At 31.2% G+C, this 21,037-nt stretch carries 21 protein-coding genes and 1 riboswitch; of the genes, 13 read left to right on the top strand and 8 right to left on the bottom strand.

Annotated elements, in window-relative coordinates:
* Positions 1-195 precede the first annotated feature (195 nt).
* From G9F70_RS25760 to G9F70_RS25810, 11 genes are all read left to right on the top strand, one after another.
* Entirely contained in the window at positions 196-918 is a 723-nt protein-coding gene (locus G9F70_RS25760; protein ID WP_164947555.1) for a DedA family protein, read from the top strand.
* Between the two features lie 115 nt (positions 919-1,033).
* Positions 1,034-1,201: a hypothetical protein gene (locus G9F70_RS25765; RefSeq protein WP_164947554.1), complete on the top strand. Its 168-nt coding sequence runs from the start codon at positions 1,034-1,036 to the stop codon at positions 1,199-1,201.
* 418 nt (positions 1,202-1,619) lie between these two features.
* Positions 1,620-2,627 carry a phosphodiester glycosidase family protein gene (locus tag G9F70_RS25770; RefSeq protein ID WP_164947553.1) on the top strand — a complete coding sequence of 336 codons (1,008 nt, stop codon included), beginning with the start codon at positions 1,620-1,622 and terminating at the stop codon, positions 2,625-2,627.
* 17 nt (positions 2,628-2,644) lie between these two features.
* Entirely contained in the window at positions 2,645-3,661 is a 1,017-nt protein-coding gene (locus tag G9F70_RS25775) for a hypothetical protein (protein WP_164947552.1), read from the top strand.
* A gap of 168 nt (positions 3,662-3,829) precedes the next feature.
* Positions 3,830-4,807: a transglycosylase domain-containing protein gene (locus G9F70_RS25780; protein ID WP_164947551.1), complete on the top strand. Its 978-nt coding sequence runs from the start codon at positions 3,830-3,832 to the stop codon at positions 4,805-4,807.
* Between the two features lie 431 nt (positions 4,808-5,238).
* Positions 5,239-5,808 carry a phosphatase PAP2 family protein gene (locus tag G9F70_RS25785; RefSeq protein ID WP_164947550.1) on the top strand — a complete coding sequence of 190 codons (570 nt, stop codon included), beginning with the start codon at positions 5,239-5,241 and terminating at the stop codon, positions 5,806-5,808.
* Between the two features lie 243 nt (positions 5,809-6,051).
* Complete coding sequence (locus G9F70_RS25790) at positions 6,052-6,888, top strand: hypothetical protein (RefSeq protein ID WP_224617950.1); 837 nt, start codon at positions 6,052-6,054, stop codon at positions 6,886-6,888.
* Positions 6,889-7,542: 654 nt separating this feature from the next.
* Positions 7,543-7,732: riboswitch (M-box (ykoK) riboswitch) on the top strand.
* A 279-nt stretch (positions 7,733-8,011) separates the two neighbouring features.
* Entirely contained in the window at positions 8,012-8,179 is a 168-nt protein-coding gene (locus tag G9F70_RS25795; RefSeq protein ID WP_164947549.1) for a hypothetical protein, read from the top strand.
* A 6-nt stretch (positions 8,180-8,185) separates the two neighbouring features.
* Entirely contained in the window at positions 8,186-9,061 is an 876-nt protein-coding gene (locus tag G9F70_RS25800; RefSeq protein WP_164947548.1) for a reverse transcriptase domain-containing protein, read from the top strand.
* A gap of 507 nt (positions 9,062-9,568) precedes the next feature.
* The gene (ltrA, locus tag G9F70_RS25805; RefSeq protein ID WP_224617366.1) at positions 9,569-10,813 is read left to right on the top strand and encodes a group II intron reverse transcriptase/maturase; all 1,245 of its coding nucleotides are present in this window, start codon (positions 9,569-9,571) and stop codon (positions 10,811-10,813) included.
* A gap of 79 nt (positions 10,814-10,892) precedes the next feature.
* The gene (locus G9F70_RS25810) at positions 10,893-11,480 is read left to right on the top strand and encodes a group II intron maturase-specific domain-containing protein (RefSeq protein ID WP_164948117.1); all 588 of its coding nucleotides are present in this window, start codon (positions 10,893-10,895) and stop codon (positions 11,478-11,480) included.
* Positions 11,481-12,122: 642 nt separating this feature from the next.
* Here the strand turns inward: G9F70_RS25810 and G9F70_RS25815 are convergent.
* The 8 genes from G9F70_RS25815 to G9F70_RS25850 all read right to left on the bottom strand — a co-directional run bounded on the left by G9F70_RS25815 (position 12,123) and on the right by G9F70_RS25850 (position 18,651).
* The gene (locus G9F70_RS25815; protein ID WP_224617952.1) at positions 12,123-13,526 is read right to left on the bottom strand and encodes a transposase; all 1,404 of its coding nucleotides are present in this window, start codon (positions 13,524-13,526) and stop codon (positions 12,123-12,125) included.
* 200 nt (positions 13,527-13,726) lie between these two features.
* Positions 13,727-13,990: a hypothetical protein gene (locus tag G9F70_RS25820; protein WP_164948124.1), complete on the bottom strand. Its 264-nt coding sequence runs from the start codon at positions 13,988-13,990 to the stop codon at positions 13,727-13,729.
* Positions 13,991-14,163: 173 nt separating this feature from the next.
* Entirely contained in the window at positions 14,164-14,316 is a 153-nt protein-coding gene (locus G9F70_RS25825) for a hypothetical protein (protein WP_164948125.1), read from the bottom strand.
* A gap of 782 nt (positions 14,317-15,098) precedes the next feature.
* Complete coding sequence (locus G9F70_RS25830; RefSeq protein ID WP_224618012.1) at positions 15,099-15,770, bottom strand: ABC transporter permease; 672 nt, start codon at positions 15,768-15,770, stop codon at positions 15,099-15,101.
* Positions 15,706-16,995 (bottom strand): ABC transporter permease, encoded by a 1,290-nt coding sequence (locus tag G9F70_RS25835; RefSeq protein ID WP_164948034.1) that lies wholly within the window; start codon positions 16,993-16,995, stop codon positions 15,706-15,708. The genes G9F70_RS25830 and G9F70_RS25835 overlap by 65 nt, the downstream gene beginning before the upstream one ends.
* Positions 16,988-17,857, bottom strand: coding sequence for an ABC transporter ATP-binding protein (locus G9F70_RS25840; RefSeq protein ID WP_164948033.1), 870 nt, complete (start codon positions 17,855-17,857; stop codon positions 16,988-16,990). Before G9F70_RS25840 ends, G9F70_RS25835 begins: the two co-directional genes overlap by 8 nt.
* 12 nt (positions 17,858-17,869) lie before the next feature.
* Positions 17,870-18,151, bottom strand: a complete 282-nt coding sequence (locus G9F70_RS25845; protein WP_164948032.1) for a hypothetical protein — start codon at positions 18,149-18,151, stop codon at positions 17,870-17,872.
* Positions 18,145-18,651, bottom strand: a complete 507-nt coding sequence (locus G9F70_RS25850) for an RNA polymerase sigma factor (RefSeq protein WP_224617953.1) — start codon at positions 18,649-18,651, stop codon at positions 18,145-18,147. The genes G9F70_RS25845 and G9F70_RS25850 overlap by 7 nt, the downstream gene beginning before the upstream one ends.
* 680 nt (positions 18,652-19,331) lie before the next feature.
* On the opposite strand from G9F70_RS25850, the gene G9F70_RS25855 reads away from it, so the two are divergent.
* Both G9F70_RS25855 and G9F70_RS25860 read left to right on the top strand, forming a co-directional pair.
* Positions 19,332-20,555 carry a transposase gene (locus G9F70_RS25855; protein WP_224617359.1) on the top strand — a complete coding sequence of 408 codons (1,224 nt, stop codon included), beginning with the start codon at positions 19,332-19,334 and terminating at the stop codon, positions 20,553-20,555.
* A complete protein-coding gene (locus G9F70_RS25860) occupies positions 20,524-20,778 on the top strand; it encodes a hypothetical protein (RefSeq protein ID WP_224617360.1) in 255 nt (84 codons plus the stop codon). Before G9F70_RS25855 ends, G9F70_RS25860 begins: the two co-directional genes overlap by 32 nt.
* Positions 20,779-21,037: the final 259 nt, after the last annotated feature.

Here is a 21,037-nt window from a genome sequence, read left to right on the forward strand (position 1 = left end):
TTACATTTTCTAAAATCTGTGAGGGCATAAATGTAACTATAGCTATAATTATAAAAACTGTTATAGAATGCCACATATCTTTTTTATTATTCTAAAAATAATCTGATCTTAATCTAGTTTTAATATTCCTAATAGATAATGAGAAATAGCTAAATAAAAAGTGCTAAGTCAAATTAAAAATTGGAGTTGAAAATTATGCAACATATAATTGGATTATTAAATAACTATGGAAATATTGTTTTACCTATATCTTTAATATTAGAGCTTATAGCCTTACCTTTGCCAGGAGAGGCCATGCTGACTTACTGTGGGGTCCTTGTTAATCAAGGTAAAATGAGCTGGATTTTAAGCGTTTTTGTGGCCTCAATTGGAGCCATTATAGGGGTTACCTTATCGTATTTCATTGGTGGAATTTTAGGTACACCATTCTTTGAAAAGTATGGTCACTATGTTCATATGGATAAAAAGAACTTAGATAAAGTATCTGTATGGTTTGAAAAATACGGTAATAAATTGTTAGTTGTAACATATTTTATTCCTGGTGTTAGGCATATTACAGGATATTTTTCAGGAATAACCAAGATTTCCCATAAAAAGTTCGCATTATATTCTTATGTAGGAGCTATCATATGGACAAGTACCTTTATTTCATTAGGGTCTTTATTTGGAGCAAATTGGGAGAAATATCATGGATTAATAACAGCTTTTTTGGTAAGAGGCGGTGTAGCTATTTTTCTAATGGCAATAGCAATTTATATCCTAATCAAATATAAGTTTTATTTGAATGAAGTTAGTAAAGAAATTTATAGTAAAATAGCAAATACATTTAATTCAATTGTTAATGTAAGTAATAGATCTATAGGTATGACAGTATCTATTTTAATTCTTTCCGTTGTTATAATTGGTTTTGTAGAATAAATGTTAAATTAGTTAGGAGAGTTTGATGAAAAATAAAATACTTAATATAGCAGTAGTTATATTATCTTCAGTAACATTTCTATACTTTTTCTTATACCAAAATGGGTTGAGTTAATTGATAAATGTTCTTAGAGTAATCAATGTTTTATGGTTACTAGTAGCCATTGCATTAACGCTTATTTATTGGACTTTTGAAGTAGTTATAATACATGAATTAACTAGACTAATTTTTTCAGCACAGAAATATAGAAAATCAATAAAGGCAGGCAGATTTGGCTCCTAATAACACTTGAATTATGGCATAGGATTTTTATCGATAATGATAAAATTTTAGCATAATTTAAGTTCTATGATTTTTTAATAGATAATGAAAAACTATAAATTTAAGCTCTTTTTAATCTGGTTTTAATCTTACAAATGTATAATATAAAAATAGGAAAACTTATATAATAAAGATTTAAAGTTTATAGGCATAGGCATAGGCGGTTTAAATGTGTACTTTAAAGATAAGAATAATAACATAGTGGGGATGAAACGAACAATATAGGGGTAGTACCAGGGTTGCTACCGCGTACTGCATAGTAAATGGAATAGTAATCTTCTATAAGTATAACATACATTATAATTTATCAATAAACAGTTAATTTTATTAAATCATTTAATATTATACAATAAAATTCCGGAAAATATAGGAGGAGAAAATGGGTTCAAATAATATATCAAGACGAAAAAAAAATCACAAACTAAAAAACTTTATATTTTATCTAATTTTTGGATTAATATTTACTGGAGTTACTGCTCCATTAATTATATTTCATGGACCATTTACTAATGTAAAAAAAACTATTGTAGATGCTTCAATGACTACTCTTAGCCACCAGTGGATTGCAAAGATGTTTTTATCTGATGCGGAGATACAAAAAATTCGAAGCGAAGATATAGTTAAAATTGTGCAGCAAGGCACTAATAACCTTATCAAGTTTGCCAATACCCATGACAATAGTGTTGAAAGATATAATATTTCAAATGGAATAAAGTTTACAGGTTATCTACTTATTATTAAAGACCCAACAAGAGTTAAAGTTGGCTATAGTAATAAACTGGGAACGGAGGGAGAACTAACAAGTCAGATTGCACAGGATAATGGTGCTGTAGCAGCTATTAATGCAGGAGGTTTTTCTGACTCATCCTCAACTAATACGCAATTCACTGGTACGGGAGGAAAACCAACGGGTCTTATTATGAGTAATGGAATTATAAAATTTAATGATATAACAAATCCTGATAAAAAGCTTGATGTTACAGCAATTACAAAAAAAGCACAACTTCTTGTAGGACCTTACAGTTTGAATGAATTGAAGAGGCTTTCCGTAACCGATGCAGTATCTTTTGGTCCTGCACTGGTAGTTGATGGTAAAGGAACAATAAGTTCTGGAGATGGAGGTTGGGGAATTGCACCAAGGACAGCAATTGGACAGCGCACGGATGGCGCTATAATATTACTTGCCATTAATGGAAGAACAACTAAAAGTCTTGGAGCCTCACTTAAAGATGTACAAAATATAATGCTTAAATATGGAGCATATAGCGCATCGAATTTGGATGGTGGTTCATCAACTACAATGTACAATAATGGTAGCATTATTAATAACCCTTGCAATGCACTTGGCGAAAGAGCAGTTCCATCCGCTTTTATTGTTAAGCCTTAACTGATAGGAGAGTAATTATGAAAAAAGTATATAAAAATATTATAATATGCATTATGATTTCATTAATCATACAATTTGGTGGACTTTTCTATTTGAACAACTATTTTTTAACTTCAGATACTAATGTAAAATCTCAAAAGGTAGGAGACTCAAGTACAAGTAATAAGGCTTCTGTTTCTAAAGCTAATGTACCCAGTAATGCTACCACCATAAATGTTTCTTATGATGCAAGTTATATTTCCTATTATTTAAATGATGAGCTATATGTAGTTAATACTATAACAGGTAAGAGTGTTAATGTAAGTTCCTCTAATGGAGTTAAAATATCTTTTTATAAATGGCTCCCGGATAGAAATAGAATGCTTATTGTAGAAACGGAAAATAGAAATCTTTCATTATCATATTATGATGTTACTGGTTCACAAAGAAGTAAAATAACTGATATTTTAATGGTCAGTTCAGCATCTAAAGTAAAGGATATTGAAGCAGCACCTCTTACAAATGTAATTTACATAAAAGTAAGAAATAGTTATAAGAACAATTCTATATATTGGGTAAATATAATGAAATCTAGAAAGAAAATTATTACTAAATCAAAATATATAGGGAATATAGAAGTAATACCCCATGAAGATAAAATGTTATATGAAGACTTAAACAATAGCGTAGTTTATGCAACTGGAGATGATCATGCTTTGAGCTTCATTGGTTCCACAAAATCATGCCTACTAGGGATAGACAATAATGACAAGGTGTATATTGGAGGTATGGATAGCAACAATAGCATTAATAAGATATATATTGGTACATTGAATGGTAATTGGCAGTCACTTCCGTTAAATATACCAGTAAGCAAAGATCATTTATTTATTACAGCCAGCGGGAAGGTTTATATAAATGATAACATTAAAAGTAATGTAACAGAACTACAGACAAGGAAAGAAACAACTTACAAAGGTAAATTACTTCAATTATATAATGATGGAATTGCATCACTAAGTGACAGAGATTTAGTGAAAACCCCTTTCAATTAAACTGATTATATAATCTTGAAAATTATATATAATTGTAGATTTAATAAGTTGCTCTAATGGTGAAAGCTACACTTATTTTATGATGTGGTTTTTCAAAAATCACAACAAAGTCCTATAGATATGAGTTATAACACTTTTAGTCGAATATATCATAAAGGAGAACCGTATATGGAACAAACAGAAGATAAAAAGAAAGTTAAAAAAACACATAAAATAACTAAAATTATTATTCTAACTATAATATTAATTTTAGTTATTTCAATTGTGGCTGGTGCTGGTGCGGTTCTTGCAATTATCAAGACAACACCACCTTTAGATATTAATCAAATTTTAAATTTAAAGCAAACATCTGTAATTTATGATGATAAAGGAAATTCGATGGATGATGCCATTACCACAGAAGGAAATGGTCAAGTTGTAAAAAGAACCAATGTGTTATTAAAGGATAAATCTCCATATTTAGGCCCAGCTTTCATAGCAATAGAGGATCAACGATTTCGCACTCATGGAGGAGTAGATTTTAAAGGGATTACTAGAGCTGTGCTTGTGGACGTTCAAAACAAACTTTCTCATGGTAATAAAAGTACTCAAGGTGCCTCCACTATAACCCAACAATTAATAAAGAACAGTGTTTTCTTAAATGATTCGTTAAATAACAGAATTGATTACAAAAGAAAAATACAAGAAGCGTACCTCGCTATAGAACTCGAGAAATCAATGTCAAAGGACGATATCCTAGAAGCTTACATGAATACTATTTTCCTAGGTGGTACTGCTCATGGTGTTGAAGCAGCAGCACACCAATATTTTAGCAAAACTTCAAAGGATTTAACCTTAGTAGAAAGTGCCTTTATTGCAGGTATGGCTCAAAGTCCTTCTGGATTTTATCCATTTGCAAACCCTGCTAAAAAAAATCCAGATGTATATCTAAATAAAACCAAATCAGTATTATCTAAAATGTATGAAACTAAATCAATTTCTAAAAAGGAATACGATGATGCAACTAATAGTATAAAAACTAACAAAATTGTCTTCAAAAGGCCTAATAAAAATTTAGATAAATATTCTTATGAATCCTTTTCAAGATCTGTTGTTGAACAAATTAAAATTGAAATTCGATGGAGATATAAAGCTTTTTGCAGATGAGCTTAAACTCTGTTTTTCAAAAGGCGAGATTGAAGAAGTCGCGAGAGAATCAGGCATTAGATCAACGTTTAAACGAAATATGTGTAAAGTTTTTGAAGAAGATTTTCGAAAAATTATTACGCCAAACAATCACAAATAATACTCGTATAATTTGAGTAAAACCTTACATTCGTTTTTTGTGATACTTACTTAAGTTTTAAAATATAGAGAAATTTTTTAAGACAAATCTAAGAGTTTTTTAATGTGAATTTAATCTTAAATATCTATAATGTAAATTGTAATGAAATCTGTTCATTATCCAGACAGAGGTTATAGCAGGAGCTATAATTGGAATATTATCATCTAAATTAATCTTTATAATTTTATAGGAAGGCTATGTGACAAAGGTTGCTATTTTTTATTAAAATATATTATAGAAGGGATAGTTAAAAATGAATATGGAATTTTTTAGGCCAATAAATAATTTAGCAAATAAAAACATGATTTTAGATAAGACAATGATTTTCTTTTCCCAATATGTACCTTATATATTCATGGCAGTTATTGTAATAGTATTTATTTTAGGAATTAAACAAAAAAAATATGAATATAGAAAAATTGCTTTTAGTACTGTTGTTATAACAGTTATAAATTTAATTATAAATTTAATCATTAGAAGTATATTTTATGTAGACAGACCTTTTGTTCATAATAAGGTGAATTTATTATTGCCTCACGATACAGCTTCATCCTTTCCAAGTAACCATGCTACGGGAACAATGAGTATAGCTTTAGGGTTAGGAAAATACAATAGAATACTTGGAGTAATAATGACAATATTATCAATAATTGTAAGTTTTTCAAGAGTGTATGTTGGACACCACTATCCTATTGATATTATAGGAGCATATATAATTGTTTTTGCAACAAGCTACATTTATAATTTGAAATTAAGAAGTAAAGTCGAGCATCTATATGAAATAGTTGAAAAGAAAATAGCTACAATATTAAGGCTTAAATAATTATACAACGAAGATTAATGACATGAGCAAAATTTTGATTAAAACAGAAAACCTTACAACAACATATAAAAATGGATTTACTTTATTAAGGAATTTAAATTTAAATGTACCAAAAGGTTACATTTTTGATATTGTCTTATAATAATTAGAAAAAATATAAAATTATATGTATAGCTCACCCTTTTTAAGAGTCTAGTCATTTGTTATATATACCAAAATAGCAAAAATTAAGGAGGGGTTATTGTGAATAAAGATAATACCATAAAAAATTCAACTATTTCTGATGAAGTCGTATCCGTTCAATCCAAAAGCAGGCAAATGCTCAACAAGGTTCCGGAAATCACAATTTTCTTCTGGATCATTAAGGTTTTAGCGACAACCGTTGGGGAGACAGCCGCAGATTTTCTTAACACAAACTTGAACTTGGGCTTAACAATTACGACATTTATAATGAGTGGCATCCTGATTATTACATTGATTTTTCAGTTCAAGGCGAGGAAATATGTGGCTGGAATTTACTGGTTTGCTGTAGTACTGATAAGTATAGTCGGTACACTTGTCACAGACAACCTTGTGGACAACTTTGGGGTCCCTCTGGAAACGACCACTATTATCTTTTTCATTGCATTGCTAGTTACCTTTGTGGCTTGGTATGCGAAGGAGAAGACCCTATCCGTTCACAGCATCTTTACGACTAAGCGGGAAGCGTTCTATTGGTCTGCCATTTTGTTCACATTTGCCTTGGGTACTGCTGCTGGTGACCTCATCGCAGAGGGGCTCAAATTTGGTTACTTCAAGTCAGCGTTCATGTTTGCTGCGTTAATCGCTGTAGTGACATTTGCCCATAAACGCCTTAAGCTTAATGCAGTACTGTCCTTTTGGATAGCCTACGTCTTGACCCGTCCTCTTGGCGCTTCTCTTGGGGACTTCTTATCACAGCCTTATGCTGATGGTGGTCTTGCATTAGGGACAGTAGGCACTAGTGCAATTTTCCTAACAGCAATTTTGGGAATTGTTATTTTTCTTATTATTACAAAGTTAGATCAGAGTCAGATTGTGGAGAATGAAAATAATATTTAAAACAGAAATATTTCATAAATAATATAGGAGGAAATTTTGAAGGAACAGTTTATAAATAAGAGTTCAGTATTAAGGATAAAGGATAAATAAAATAGTGTATATTAGTAAAAAAACATCTGATTTTCAGGTTGTTTACAAACCCAGTATAATTTTTTTATATACTGGTTTTTTTTACATGAAATTATGCGATAGCATTCTGAGTTATGTATAAATTAGAAATAACTACTAAATTCTTAGTTAGAAAATCGAAAAACATGGAAAGTGGTCTAGCTATATTATTTATATTTTGGGTGTTTTTAACTTAACCGCCAAAAAGGTATATTAGCATATTGACGGTTATGGGTTACAATGACATTCAAAGTATTTAATTTACATTTTATTGATTTTGTTATTTTGATGCACAAATTAGTACAATTAAAATTTTTAGTAAAATTTGAAATAAAAAGTATTTTTAATATTAATTAAATGCAATAATAGATTTTGATGTCAAGAGTGAAAGTGAATGGAAAGATATAAGGGCTCTGTACAAATGGTTGATAATGTTTATCAATTGATACTATGAGTTGATAATGTAAATTAAAAAAATCATTGACACACTTTAGCTTTGCGCATAGTATAATAGCATAAGATTAAAACTAATTGAGAATAACAATTTAATATTCTTGTTAGGTGAGGTTACTGTATAGAAACATGCTACTGCCCAGAAACGTCGAGAGACGCCAATGGGTCAGCAGGTACTACCGGATTAAGGTTTTACTTAATGTAGCTGACAACATTCATAGAGAATATGAATGCATATGTTCTACGCTTTACAGTGCTAAAACTCAACGAGTGAAGAAGGTATTATTTGGTTCGTATTGAATCTCTTCACTTTTTGTGGAGAGATTTTTTTATGTGTGCCAGGCATGGCAATTAACTAGGTGGTGAAAGTCCACTGTGGGGGTCTGTAGTTACCAACCACTAGCTGAAGACAAGGTATCCACCGTGAGGTGTGAGCTGGAGGAAGTCCTAGGCAAAGTTCCGACCCAAGGAATACGAACATTTTCAGGCAAACTATTTGTGGATGAGTCTGCATAACAAGACAAAGTCCAATAACTACATAGAACGAATAGGTGTAAAGAATGTGGGTTCATGGAATGAAAGTGAATTGTCTTACCCTGGGATATCTCATGGACATGCAGAGATGAATTTCAAAGCATGGTCGAAAACGGTTTATCATGAGAAGTCAGCAGAGGTCATAGTACCAGATATTGTTAATGATATTTGGGAAGGACTGAACATTAGGAGGTGAAAGTAAATGAAGGTTACTAATGAAGAAATTAAATACAGCCAACTTCAAATTAATTTTGAAGACTCTATGCAAGAGGATAGTGCGGAACATGAAAGCAATGCAGGAGTGTATGCTTCTTCAAAGATAACTGAAAACAACATCACCAATGGATTCGTGGTAAGTGACAGATTGTTAGAGAAAATTATGGATAAGGAAAACGTAAGAGTTGCCTTAAAACGAGTTATTTCAAATAAAGGAAGCCATGGAGTAGATGGGATGAAAGTCGATGAACTTCGTGCTTATCTCAATGAAAATTGGATTACTTTGAAGCAATCAGTCATGGTCGGGAAATTCCGTCTCAATCCCGCTCGGAGAGTGGAAATATCTAAGGAAGATGGGATTAAGAAAAGAAAGTTAGGAATACCAACTACGGTTGATAGAGTTATTCAACAAGCAATTGCTCAGATTTTAAGCCCTATGTATGAAATTCAATTTTCAGATAGCAGTTACGGGTTTAGACCAAATCGAAGTGCGCATCAAGCCATTGGAAAATGCCAACAGTATATCCAAGAAGGATATACATACGCAGTAGACATGGATTTAGAGAAGTACTTCGATACAATCGACCATAGTAAACTTATTGAAATCCTATCTAGGACAATTAAGGATGGAAGAGTAATCTCCCTTATCCATAAATATCTTAGGGCTGGAGTAGTAATAGGAGGCACCTTTGAAGAAACAATTGAGGGCGTTATGCAAGGCGGACCATTGAGTCCGCTTCTTGGAAATGTTATGCTAAATGAATTAGACAAAGTATTAGAGGCTAGAGGTCATCGCTTTGCTCGATATGCAGATGACCGTGCGCCACGAAAGCGTATTAAGCAACTCGCACGAGTGGCTTAATATAGCTATGCTATACAGATGATGGAGGAGGGCCCTCCGAAATCGCCATGCAGGTGGAGATTTCAAACTACCTTAAGGTGCTGTAATCAAAAGTTATGGTATTGAGCGTTAAGGAAAAGGCAGAGGTAATCTGTCAAGTATGTACTAAAGAGATGAATGAGCATGTGAACCACTTACGAAAATGTCGAAAGCGTAGAGATTCCATCAAAACCAGGGGGTGATCGTTAACTTGGGATAAGCCTAGAGGAAACCTGTTTACTGGCTAGGCGGTGGGCGGCATAAAGGTGGCATGAATTTAGTACAGGCATTTGTATGGAACGTGGGAACCTACGGCTTGATGTTAAGAGAGTATTTCAAGCAGAAGAACTGTGAGAAAAGAGTATCGATGCAAGCATAGGGGCAGATTGAGTCGTAGTAGTGAAGAAACTTCTGCAATGGAAGTGGAGCGAAGGACTTCGAGTTATTCAGTTTCAGAAATAAGTCAACTTTGAAAAGGAGGAGGAACTTATGACAGAAACAAAGCCGTTTAATATTTCTAAAAGAGCTGTAGTTACAGCTTATGAGAAAGTTAAAGCAAACAAAGGAACGTATGGAGTTGATGAACAGTCAATCGAAGATTTTGAAAAGAATTTGAAAAATAATTTATACAAAGTTTGGAATAGGATGTCATCAGGAAGTTACATACCCCAACCTGTAAGAGCTGTGGCAATTCCAAAGAAAAGTGGAGGGACTAGATTACTAGGAATACCTACTATTGAAGATAGAATTGCTCAGACGGTAGTTAAACTATATTTTGAGCCGGAAGTGGAGACTATGTTTTATGAGGATTCTTACGGATATAGACCTAATAAATCTTCAATACAAGCAGTTGAAATCACAAGAAAAAGGTGTTGGAGAAAAGATTGGGTTCTTGAATTCGATATAAGGGGACTATTCGATAATATCAGACATGACATTCTAATGAAAATGGTAAAGAAACATACAAATGAAGAATGGATTATTCTATATATTCAAAGGTGGTTAACTGCACCATTTCAAATGGAAAATGGAGAATTAGTTCCAAGAATTTCCGGTACCCCGCAAGGGGGTGTCATTAGTTCGGTACTTGCGAATCTGTTTCTACACTATGTATTTGATGACTTTATAACAAAAGAATTCAAAACAATTCCGTGGGCAAGATACGCAGATGATGCAGTAACACACTGTGTATCCCTAAAACAGGCTAAATATCTACAAAGACGCTTGCAAGAAAGATTCGAAGAATACGGATTACAGCTGAACCTTGATAAAACAAAGATTGTATACTGTAAAGATGATGATAGAAAGGGAGATTATCCAAATATATCATTTGATTTTCTAGGATATACATTTAAGCCTAGAGGTGCTAAGAGTAAATACGAAAAGTATTTTACAAGTTTCTTACCAGCGATAGCAGACAAGGCAAAGAAATCAATCCGAAAAGAAGTTAGAAGTTGGAGAGTACAGTTGAAGGTAGACAAAAATTTGTGGGATATATCAAATATGTTTAACAAAAAGATACAGGGTTGGATAAACTATTATACACATTTCTATAAAACAGAAATGTATGCAGTATTAAGGTATATCAATAATGCTTTAGTCAAATGGGTTCGAAGAAAGTATAAGAAAAGAAAACACAGACGAAGAGCAGAATATTGGTTAGGATGTATTGCGAAAAGAGATAGAAATTTGTTTGCACACTGGAAAATGGGAATATTACCAACAGCCGAATAATGGGAGCCGTATGAGCCGAGAGGTTCACGTACGGTTCTGAGAGAAACTAAGGGGGAAGTTCCCTTGGTTTACTTACTTTATGATTTACTGTAAAAGTAAAAGAAGTGCAATGCGTATTATGGATAACACCGTATCATTTGTAGAAAAGAAACTATTTCTAAAAATAAATAGAGAAAAGACAAGGGTAGACCTAGTATGGAAGTTAAAGTTCCTTGGATTTTCATTTTATAAAACCAAGGGTGAAGTTAGAGTGAGAATACATCCAAAATCTATTGCCAAGATGAGAGCCAAAGTTAAGGTTCTTACAGGGAGAAGTTATGGATTAAGTAATGAAGAAAGACCAATAAAGTTAAGACGTTACATTATGGGATGGATTAACTATTTTAAAATTGCAGACATAAAATCATTACTTAAAACAGTGGACCAATGGATGCGACGACGAATACGTATGGTTTATTGGAAGCAATGGAAGAAAGTTAGAACTAGGCTTAGTCAACTAATTTCTCTTGGCATTGAGAAAAGTAAAGCATTGGAATTCGCAAACACAAGAAAAGGCTATTGGAGAATTTCCAACAGCCCAATCATGAGTCGCTCATTAACAAATGATACTTTAAAGAGGCGTAACTACATATTCTTTTCGGATTATTATAGCCACGTTAAACCGTAAACTAATGAAACGCCGTATACCGAACGGTACGTACGGTGTTGTGAAAGGGGCGAAACATTTTAATTGTTAGCCTCTATTCGATTAGCTAAATGTAAAACCTCATCATAAATTTTTTACTAATTTGTAACTAAAAGTGGCAACCTGTAAGTAATGGGGTAGTGCTCGAAAAACGCAGAAAATATACGTTAAGACAGTTATTACCAAAAATATATTTTATCAAAATATTCTGACTTAGAATTAATACTGAAAAGTTCTAACTCAAAAAAGTATATATTATCAGTTTAAATCATTGATATATCTAGGGTTTAATCACTAAATCGGGTACAGTCGACATACGTGCAAAAATAGGCCACATGATGGAATTGATATCCAACATGTGGCTATATATAGTTTTATAAGTGTTGCATCAAGCCTATTTGTATTTGAAACATTTCATATATCTTTTCTATAACCCTAGTGAAACATATTCTAATAGTGTCATTAGGGTACACCTCATTGTGGCAGTTTTAATATACAGTCTGTGTTAGTAGATTCTATAAGTTTATAAAAATAGTATATTACTCAAACTTCGCAGGACAAGAATGCCTGAAAACCCTTATGAATAAATACTTGTGTAGCTTAAAATAGCATTAATATTTGATTTTAAGCTACTTTTTTAACACTGAATTTCTCAGCAAAATGTTTAGGTAGTTTTAAAATAAAATTATCAATAAATCTATCTATTTGCTCGCCAGTTAAAAACAATAGATCCTGTAGAACTTCTTTTAAAATATCGAGAATAACTCTTAAAACTTCTGAGAAATTTACATCTTGAAGCTCGTCATGGATAAGAAAAAACAGTTCGCCCATGGTGCGTTCATCCTTATTATTTCTATTTTCTACAGCTAGCATAATATATCTGGTCATCACAATTGTAGTATGTGCAATCATTGAATCATAAGAAAGACCTTGAAATTCTTTTCCAAGATTTAGATAAGATTTACATATTTTAAAGAAAACTTCAATACTCCATCGTTTTCCGTAAAGAGCAATAATCTGTTCTTCTGTTAAGCTTAAATCAGTACAAATGAATCCAATCCACTTCTTTCTATCATTGCGGTCCCGAACAAAAACTAGTTTTACATCCAATTTATTATCAGCGGAATCATAAATTTGTGCCATTACTGATAAAAGATATTTTGATCTTCCTGGTCGTTTTTTCCTTGATTTATATATCTGGGATAATGTTTTTCTTTCACCGTTAAAAATATATTTTATTTTGGTAGTATTTTTAAGCCTACCTACAGTATGTAAGTTAAGTTTAAGTATTTTCATTATTGTAGAAGGATAAGAAAACCAACTATCAAACAATACATGTTTTGCAGGGACACCAGCCTTTACAATAGTTTTAAGCATATCAATCATAACATCTGTAGACTTTGAAATCGCTTGCTTTCTACGTTTATAGGCAATCGAATTTCTATTTAAGCCGTCCTTCATTTCACAAAACCTATTCTTTTCTTTCTCAGAACTTTGTAGATTAAACGAAAGAGGAACGAATGTATTGCCATCAGTCCATCCAGCTGTAAGCATTCTAAAACCTTTTTTATATTTAGCACCTTTGCTTGCGTGATCAAAAACGTTAGAAAGTAATTCAACTTTTTTACTTCTAGTTCTACCGTAAAATGAATCATCAACAATAATTGCATTCATGCGATCCTCTGAAGTTAGATTTCTTAAATGTGTTTCTATAACAGTTCCAGAGAGTCGTAGCAAAAATGTTTGCCAATTTATGTACATAGAATTTAAAAATCTATACACAGTATCTTTTCCGAATTTAGGTTCATCACTTTTAGTTTGATAATTCATATACATACTCTTACCAGTGTAAACTAACTGCAATAGATAGCAAAAAATATCATGGACACATGTCCCTTTTTCTTTATAGCAATTTGATTTTTTTAAAGCGTTAATAACCTTGAATTTTTTAACAAAACTTATGATGGATTTCATAAAGTCATTTTCATTTTCATTTTCATTTTCACTAATTTGTGGTATATTAGTCATATAAATAAGTCCTCCTAATTTTGATATTTATTGTATTTGTAGTTACTTACATTATATCATTTTTAGGAGGATTTTTCTACTTATTAATGCCTTTAAACCTTGATACAGCAAGTGTCTATGCCAGTTTTATATGTGCGAAGTTTGAGTATATTATGGTATAATACTCTATGAGTTACTTCGGATTGGTATAATATAACGCATTAATGATTTGAGTATATCATATACATAGTATAAGCAAATTGAATAATCACTATTAAAAAGAAACTGATAAGCATTGTAGTTTTCTTTTGTTTATCAATATTTTCTCCATTCTCAATAATTAGTCTATTTACAATGCCTACTATTGTTAGTAACAATATAACGGCATATGCCCTTTCGCTTATTGCATACATAAGCATAATGAAAGTAATTATATTTATAACAACTACCGATATTACTGGGTTTTTATATATCATTGACTTCATAATCTTTCCCCCCACTAATTCACAATATTCTTATAAAGTGTAATAAATTGCTATATTATCATTTTAACAATAACATTAATAATAATGAATATACCTACAATTACACAAAATATTCCAACTTTTTTATTCACCTTACTAATTCCTTTTGAATCTATCTTCTGTGCCATATTAATTTAATTAAATCCAAGGAACAATTGAGTAAAACCTCCAAATATAGCTATAGTCTCACCGTTAACATAATTAAAGATGTATAGAAATGATAAGCAAATAGTAATAACACCAAAGGAATTTGCTACCATTAAGTATGGTCGTTCATTGATTTTCATTACATCACTCCCTTGTCAATTTGTAATCAATTAATACGCGATAAAATACTGTTGTGACGTAAAATATTTATTTAATTATACTATTATTACCGTAAATTGGATATAAAAATAAACGTATGCTTTTAGTCAAAAGACTACATGATTACATAAGAATTTAAAACTTGAAATTTATAAAAATAATCTAATTTACAAACACATCCAGTAAAATATTTGCATTTACGGAATTGTGTTTTTCTTAGCGTACGAAATATCATTTTTGCGTATGCTATCCCAGATATGCCTCTTTTGGATACGAACTTATTAGGAGACTTTATAAGTAGACTGGTTTTGGAGGTATTATCCTGCGTTTCGGAAAATTAGCGTATTACAATAAAAAAACGCCAGGAGGAAGGAATTTTATTAGCAAAACAGAAAGGCGTTTATAGTGGTAGAAAAAAGATTGACTTACCAAATTTCGATGAAGTATATCTAAAATGGCAGGAAACCTCTATATCTGCTTTAGGGGCGTGTAGACGACTTAATATAGGGGAGCAGGCAGCAAAACGCGGTAATTATACTCTAAGGATTTACAAATCATGAAGTCCTTAATTTTTATACTCTAAAGTGTGTACCCATAGGCAAAGTTTGTCTTTTTCAGTTGATGGACATTAAATGAAAGTTGTATACTAATTCTATTTACCGGGATTTTTTATATTACTATTCTATAACACGAAATTCGTGTAGACTCTGTCTAAATACATATGTAGACAAAGTCTTCTTTATGTATATATCTTTCAATTTCATCAGATTCTTTGCGATATCCGGGTACAGCCACACCTAGCATTACTATTTCTAATCCAATATGCTAGTAATGATAAAATTATTAGCACTACTGATGCCACAAGCAAATAATACTTTTCTTTAAAGCTATTATTAATCAAAGAAAATAGAAACAAATTCTTTGTGTATTTACCCTTTGTCATAATATCAAAGACAAAATAAACTATTGGTATCATATACCCTATGCTTACATTTTCAGTAAGAGAAGCAACAAATAACCCTAATCCGCCTAAAAATAATGAAGATGCAAATGTTCCCATTATTAACCTTCCAGAAGTAAATGTTCCACCAAGATAAATTAATATATTAACAAATAATGCTATTAGTGATATTAGTAAAATTACTGATATCACTATTCTTATTATATAAACCAATATAGGAGAAATAGCCTTTGCGTTTATTGTCTCTTTTATATTTTCATCTTCTTCTGGTGTAAATATTGGCACTAGAATCACTACTCCAATTATTACAATAAATTGCTCACATATTCTTGCAGCCATTGGAAAATCCAAGTTGGTAATGCTAAAGATTATGGGAGTTGAAATTAATAACATAAGTGATAACAATATATTATTTCGAAAAGCTATTCTTAAATTTACCTTTGAAATTTGTAAAACATTTCGAATACCTATCATAAAAATCAATCCTTCCTGTTCGCTTTAGCTTTAATATATAAATAGATGCAATCACGAAAATTGCCGATACCGAAATAAAGAATATCCTATTTAAAAATATATTAGGTATAATAGAAACAAATACATCTCTATCCTCTATTGTATTAAATCTTATCATTAATTGACTTAAATCATAACTTCCAATTAATACGCCTTTAGATATAGAGGAGTACCACCAAATCATCTGAACTGGAATAGCTATTGCTGTCTCTGTAAGAAGAGTTAAAAACATCCCTACAGCGGTTACTGCCATAAGTGTTGGCATAAGCCACCCTATTGAATACTTAAAAACCGCAAAATAATCTACCGTTAAATTAAGTTTTTCACTAAAACTGACGGCCTGAAACGTTGAGACACCTGCAAGTAATAAAATTGGAATCATCATCATTATAACTAAGGCACTATATCTCGACAGGATTAACTTAGCAGAACTTACTCTTCTACTATAAACGAGCTCTTTCATATTACTTTTTCTATCTTTCCTAATAAAAGATACTACAACAAACACTGGAAATAAACCCATTACGATTCCCATATAATCGCAAAACAGCCTTGCAAAACCATTTGTAATCTTATCCTTCTCTATTAAATCTTTATAAGTTTTCATTGCCTCCTCATAGGTTATTGGCCTAACGCCAAACCTTCTTAAATTTTCTTTGGAATAATTAGATTGCTCTCCTATTATATTGCTCGCTTCCTCCATTAATACTTTAAAGCTAGCATAGCCTTTTGAGCTGCTGCTAAAATGTATTTCACTCCATTTTTCAGTTTTATGCAATGCATCTAACTCGCTTAGAGATTTTCCTGTTGTTTGACTTATAATTTCTTCTATCTTTTTCGCGTCTTCCTTATCTAATTTAACATTTTTAAACAAGCCATGTGGATAAGCCGAGTATGTTCCTTTCATATGCTCTTCATACATCATTAATGTTGATTTAGAGATAACTTGTTCTGGTATCTCTTCGTTCGTAGTTCCATAAGGATACCTATCATTCTCTTTATTGTACTTTTCAACGCCTTGAACATAAGAAGGCTTTATCAAAGCACTTCCTAGATACTGTGGATCATTTCCTTTTATATCTGAAAAGTATTGGGTGGTATAAAATGCTATGGTTATACAAATAAAAACTATATAAATCAAGCTCTTACCTAATTGCGTGCATTCCTTTAGAAATAGGTTAAACATTATCTATCCCTCCAATCATAAGCATGTACGAATCTTCAATATTGGGTTCACATATTTGTGCATTATCGCTTGGAGGAACATCCGAGATAACCCTAATGGAGATACTGTCCCCTATCATAATCATACCTGTTATAATATATTCTTGTTTTATTCTTTCTAATTCATCGGGGTTAACGTTCATAGAAAAAACTTTTCCTTCTGCTTTGCTTTTTAATTCCTGAACAGTTCCCTTAAATATAAGGCTCCCATTGTCTAATATCCCAATGTTTTTGCAGGTGGCCTCAATATCTCCGATTATATGCGTTGAAAGAATAACTATTTTATCCTTTGCTAGTTCACAAAGAAGGTTTCTAAATCGAATTCTCTCCTTTGGATCTAACCCTGCTGTTGGCTCATCAACTATTAAAACTTTTGGATTATGTAAAATTGCTTGAGCTATTCCAAGTCTTCTTTTCATTCCGCCAGATAGAGCCTTAACCTTTACTTTTTTACAATCTAACAAGTTAACCTTTTCTAAAAGTTCTGGAATTACTTTTTTCCTCTCACTTGAGGGAACCTCTGATAAAACTCCTAAATAATCCATGGCTTCATAAACGGATAGATTTGGATAAACGGAGAAGTCCTGAGGAAGATATCCAATAAGTTTTCTTAATTCTTTAGTTTTTAAAATATCTATTCCACAAATGCTTATTTCGCCACCACTTTTATTAAGCAGAGTTGCTAGTATCCTCATCAAAGTAGTTTTGCCTGCTCCGTTTCTTCCAAGTAGTCCAAACATCCCCTGATCTATTGTTAAATTAACATCCCTTAATGCACTCTTACCACTAAACTTCTTTGATAAATTATTTATACTAATTTGCATGATTCCTACCTCCTAATTAATTACTTGTGTAAAATTCATTGATTTAGATTCATAATTCATTGACGATAAAAGAGCAATAAATGATAAAATGCCAATTATAGATATATCAATATAAACAAATAAAGAAAGAACTGAAATTCCTATAAACATTAGAATTAAACCCAAATAGATAAAACACTGCTTCTTCTTAATCTCCTTATCTCTTATTAAAATTCTTTCTATTTCTAATTGTTCATTTTCAAAAATTTCAACCTTTTGCCACATTAAGCTTAGAAATTCTTCATCTTTTAACATCTATAATCCTCCCTCGCAAGTTTTTGTAGTTTTTTTCTCGCTCTAAAAATAATAATTTTAACTTGACCTACGGACTTAATCATTATCTTTGCAATATCCTTATAGGACATATCCTCATATTCATAAAGATACAATGCAGTCTTATACTCCTTATTTAATTTACCTAATAATTCCGTTACAAATAATCTGTCTTCATTTTTCATTACAATATCCTCTGCAGAAGGTGTCCGTAGCTTTATATCCTCAATATTTACAGGCTTTTGTTTTCTTAGATAATCGATGCACTTATTCCTTATTACTGTATATAAGAACGTTTTAAAGCTGTATTTATTGTTATAACTCATTCTTTTTACATAGATTAAAGCAAAACTATCCTGTATTATATCTTCTGCTATAAATTCATCTTTTACATATTTCTGTGCAAATCTTAGAGCCTTTAATCTGTGTCTAATTACAAGCTCTTCAAAAACTTTCTTATCGCCACTCTTGACTAGATTCATTATTGTATTATCGTCGATCAAATCTTCACCTCTTTGTGAAAAAACATATGCTAACTATTTTAATATACTTCTTACACGTATAAGTTCATAAAAAGTTACACTATATAAAAAAAAATTATAAGAAATATTTAATTTATATGATTTTACTTATTTCATCTATTGATTTGTACCCTAAACTAGAAGATATCCAAACTATGCCAGGGGTCTATGTAGTAACAGAACGAAAAACCGGAACACAGACCCTGAAATTTATCATCTAAATTAGCTAATATATATTTTTTATTACTATTTTAGATAGTATTATCAATACTATAATTGTAATAACTAACTTGTTTTGAATAAAAAAATAAGAGGTTTATCATTTAGTGATTAAACCTTAGACATATCAATGCTTTACACTGAAAATAGAACTTTTTAGTATTAATTCTATTTTCATTTCTTCAAGTTTTTCTCTATCCCTAATTTATTCAACTAAGGTGTTAAGTTTTTTTATTATTATGAAACATATTTTTAAAACAATAACTTATTTTACCTTATTTAAGGCTTAAATGTTCTTTTTATGCTTTTTATATTGTATTTTATTGTACTTATATAGGAAACAGCTTGCGGAAGCCGCTGTGGATAACATTCTAGCTAAAAGATATATAGAAAAAATCAGATAAATATGAGATGATTAAATCATGAGAAAAAATAAGATTACCATAAAACAAATATTTGAAGATAATTATTCAAAGTTTTGGAAATTGAATAAAGAAAAGTATCCTGAAAAGATGAGAGAACATATGAATATCGAAGTAATGAAAATGATAGGATGTGGAGATATTTCATTAGGTTTTGTTGCGTACATATGTTTAAAATGTCTGGAAGTATTTAAAATAGGATTTACATGTAAAAGTAGGTTTTGTAGTAAATGTGGTAAAAAATACATAAGCGAATGGGTAGAGAAACAAGTAAGTAAAATCTTGGATGTTCCACATAGGCATTGTGTTTTTACGATACCGACTGAGTACAGAAAATATTTTTTTTGGAATAGAGAGAGTCTGAAAGACCTGCAAGACATGGTATATGAGGTTATAAATGAGTTTGCAAATGGTGTAAACTATAAAAATAGAGAAGAATATAAAAAGAAGAAAAGAAGCAAAAAAGGTGGAGTGCTTTGGCAAAGTGGAATGATTGGCGTAGTGCATACTTTTGGAAGGAATATAGGGTTTAACCCACATGTGCATGCATTGGTTCCAGAAATAAAAACAAGGGATAATGAAGTTAAGGATATGGAATTCTTTGACTATAAATATTTTAGAAAAGTTTGGCAGTACAAATTAATAAATTATATGGTTAGTAAAAACCCAGATAAAAAAGCAGAGTACTTAAAAATGTTCAAAGATTATCCTAACGGATTTTACATAAATGCCAAATCAAGAATGAAAAGTGCAAGAGGTGCAGCAAGATATATCGGTAGATATTTAGCAAGACCTGCGATAGCAGAATATAGAATACTTAGCTATGATGGGAAAAATGTAACGTTTTGGTATAAGAGTCATGAAACTAATGAGAGAGTAGAAGAAACAGTTACGGCACAAGTGTTTATAGGCAGGTTACTAATGCATATATCGCCTAAATATTTTAAAATGGTTAGATTATATGGAGTATATGCTGGAAGTATAAGTATAAAGATTAGAAAATGTTTTGGTTTATTGCAATACATAAAAAGTGGGCTTAAAGCAATTCAGTACACATTAAAAATAAATTGGAAAAAGGAAATAAGAAAAATGAAGTATAGAGAATTAATGATTATTAATTTTTCTAAAGATCCAGGGAAATGTTCAAAATGCGGTCAGCTAATGGAGTTATTCCAAATTTGGCACAGAAAGTATGGGTATATTTATGATATGGGAACGTATTAAAAGGATTTTTAAAATTAAAATGGATGAAAGGGAGATACCATTTCAAACAGAGGGGCCCGATAAGATGATACTTTTTAAATGTAAGAAATGTGGGTATGAAGAAGAGGTACCAGAATTTGTTGCGTTTGAATGTTATACACCTGAGGAATTTGACAAGAAGAGTGGTAGTCCTATTGTTCTATGCCCAGAATGTGATGCAAATATGATAATTAAAGGACGATGAAATTATCATATTTGCTTGGCATAAGGGTTTTTACTCGACCGTAGGGAGATTTTGTTCTTCGGTGTAATATAATGTAAACAAAGGGCAATACTTAAGTATTTAGAATATAGTGCTAAAAATAGATGGTTTATGCCACATCCGTAATCAATATTTTAGAATGAGGATAAAAATAAGAAAATTAAGAATTTGCGTATAATAGTAATACAGTAAAATGTAATATTATTATCACAAACAAATACTATTTCTATATCAATGTATT

Source organism: Clostridium sp. FP1, assembly GCF_011065975.2.
Lineage (GTDB): Bacteria > Bacillota > Clostridia > Clostridiales > Clostridiaceae > Clostridium_AD > Clostridium_AD tagluense.

Bases quoted from the DNA above. Each gene is read 5' to 3' on its own strand.
- G9F70_RS25760 (WP_164947555.1), top strand. From the start codon at position 196: ATGCAACATATAATTGGATTATTAAATAACTATGGAAATATTGTTTTA.
- G9F70_RS25770 (WP_164947553.1), top strand. From the start codon at position 1,620: ATGGGTTCAAATAATATATCAAGACGAAAAAAAAATCACAAACTAAAA.
- G9F70_RS25775 (WP_164947552.1), top strand. From the start codon at position 2,645: ATGAAAAAAGTATATAAAAATATTATAATATGCATTATGATTTCATTA.
- G9F70_RS25780 (WP_164947551.1), top strand. From the start codon at position 3,830: ATGGAACAAACAGAAGATAAAAAGAAAGTTAAAAAAACACATAAAATA.
- G9F70_RS25785 (WP_164947550.1), top strand. From the start codon at position 5,239: ATGAATATGGAATTTTTTAGGCCAATAAATAATTTAGCAAATAAAAAC.
- G9F70_RS25800 (WP_164947548.1), top strand. From the start codon at position 8,186: ATGAAGGTTACTAATGAAGAAATTAAATACAGCCAACTTCAAATTAAT.
- ltrA (WP_224617366.1), top strand. From the start codon at position 9,569: ATGACAGAAACAAAGCCGTTTAATATTTCTAAAAGAGCTGTAGTTACA.
- G9F70_RS25810 (WP_164948117.1), top strand. From the start codon at position 10,893: ATGATTTACTGTAAAAGTAAAAGAAGTGCAATGCGTATTATGGATAAC.
- G9F70_RS25815 (WP_224617952.1), bottom strand. From the start codon at position 13,526: ATGACTAATATACCACAAATTAGTGAAAATGAAAATGAAAATGAAAAT.
- G9F70_RS25820 (WP_164948124.1), bottom strand. From the start codon at position 13,990: ATGAAGTCAATGATATATAAAAACCCAGTAATATCGGTAGTTGTTATA.
- G9F70_RS25825 (WP_164948125.1), bottom strand. From the start codon at position 14,316: ATGAAAATCAATGAACGACCATACTTAATGGTAGCAAATTCCTTTGGT.
- G9F70_RS25830 (WP_224618012.1), bottom strand. From the start codon at position 15,770: ATGATAGGTATTCGAAATGTTTTACAAATTTCAAAGGTAAATTTAAGA.
- G9F70_RS25835 (WP_164948034.1), bottom strand. From the start codon at position 16,995: ATGTTTAACCTATTTCTAAAGGAATGCACGCAATTAGGTAAGAGCTTG.
- G9F70_RS25840 (WP_164948033.1), bottom strand. From the start codon at position 17,857: ATGCAAATTAGTATAAATAATTTATCAAAGAAGTTTAGTGGTAAGAGT.
- G9F70_RS25845 (WP_164948032.1), bottom strand. From the start codon at position 18,151: ATGTTAAAAGATGAAGAATTTCTAAGCTTAATGTGGCAAAAGGTTGAA.
- G9F70_RS25850 (WP_224617953.1), bottom strand. From the start codon at position 18,651: ATGAATCTAGTCAAGAGTGGCGATAAGAAAGTTTTTGAAGAGCTTGTA.
- G9F70_RS25855 (WP_224617359.1), top strand. From the start codon at position 19,332: ATGAGAAAAAATAAGATTACCATAAAACAAATATTTGAAGATAATTAT.
- G9F70_RS25860 (WP_224617360.1), top strand. From the start codon at position 20,524: ATGGGTATATTTATGATATGGGAACGTATTAAAAGGATTTTTAAAATT.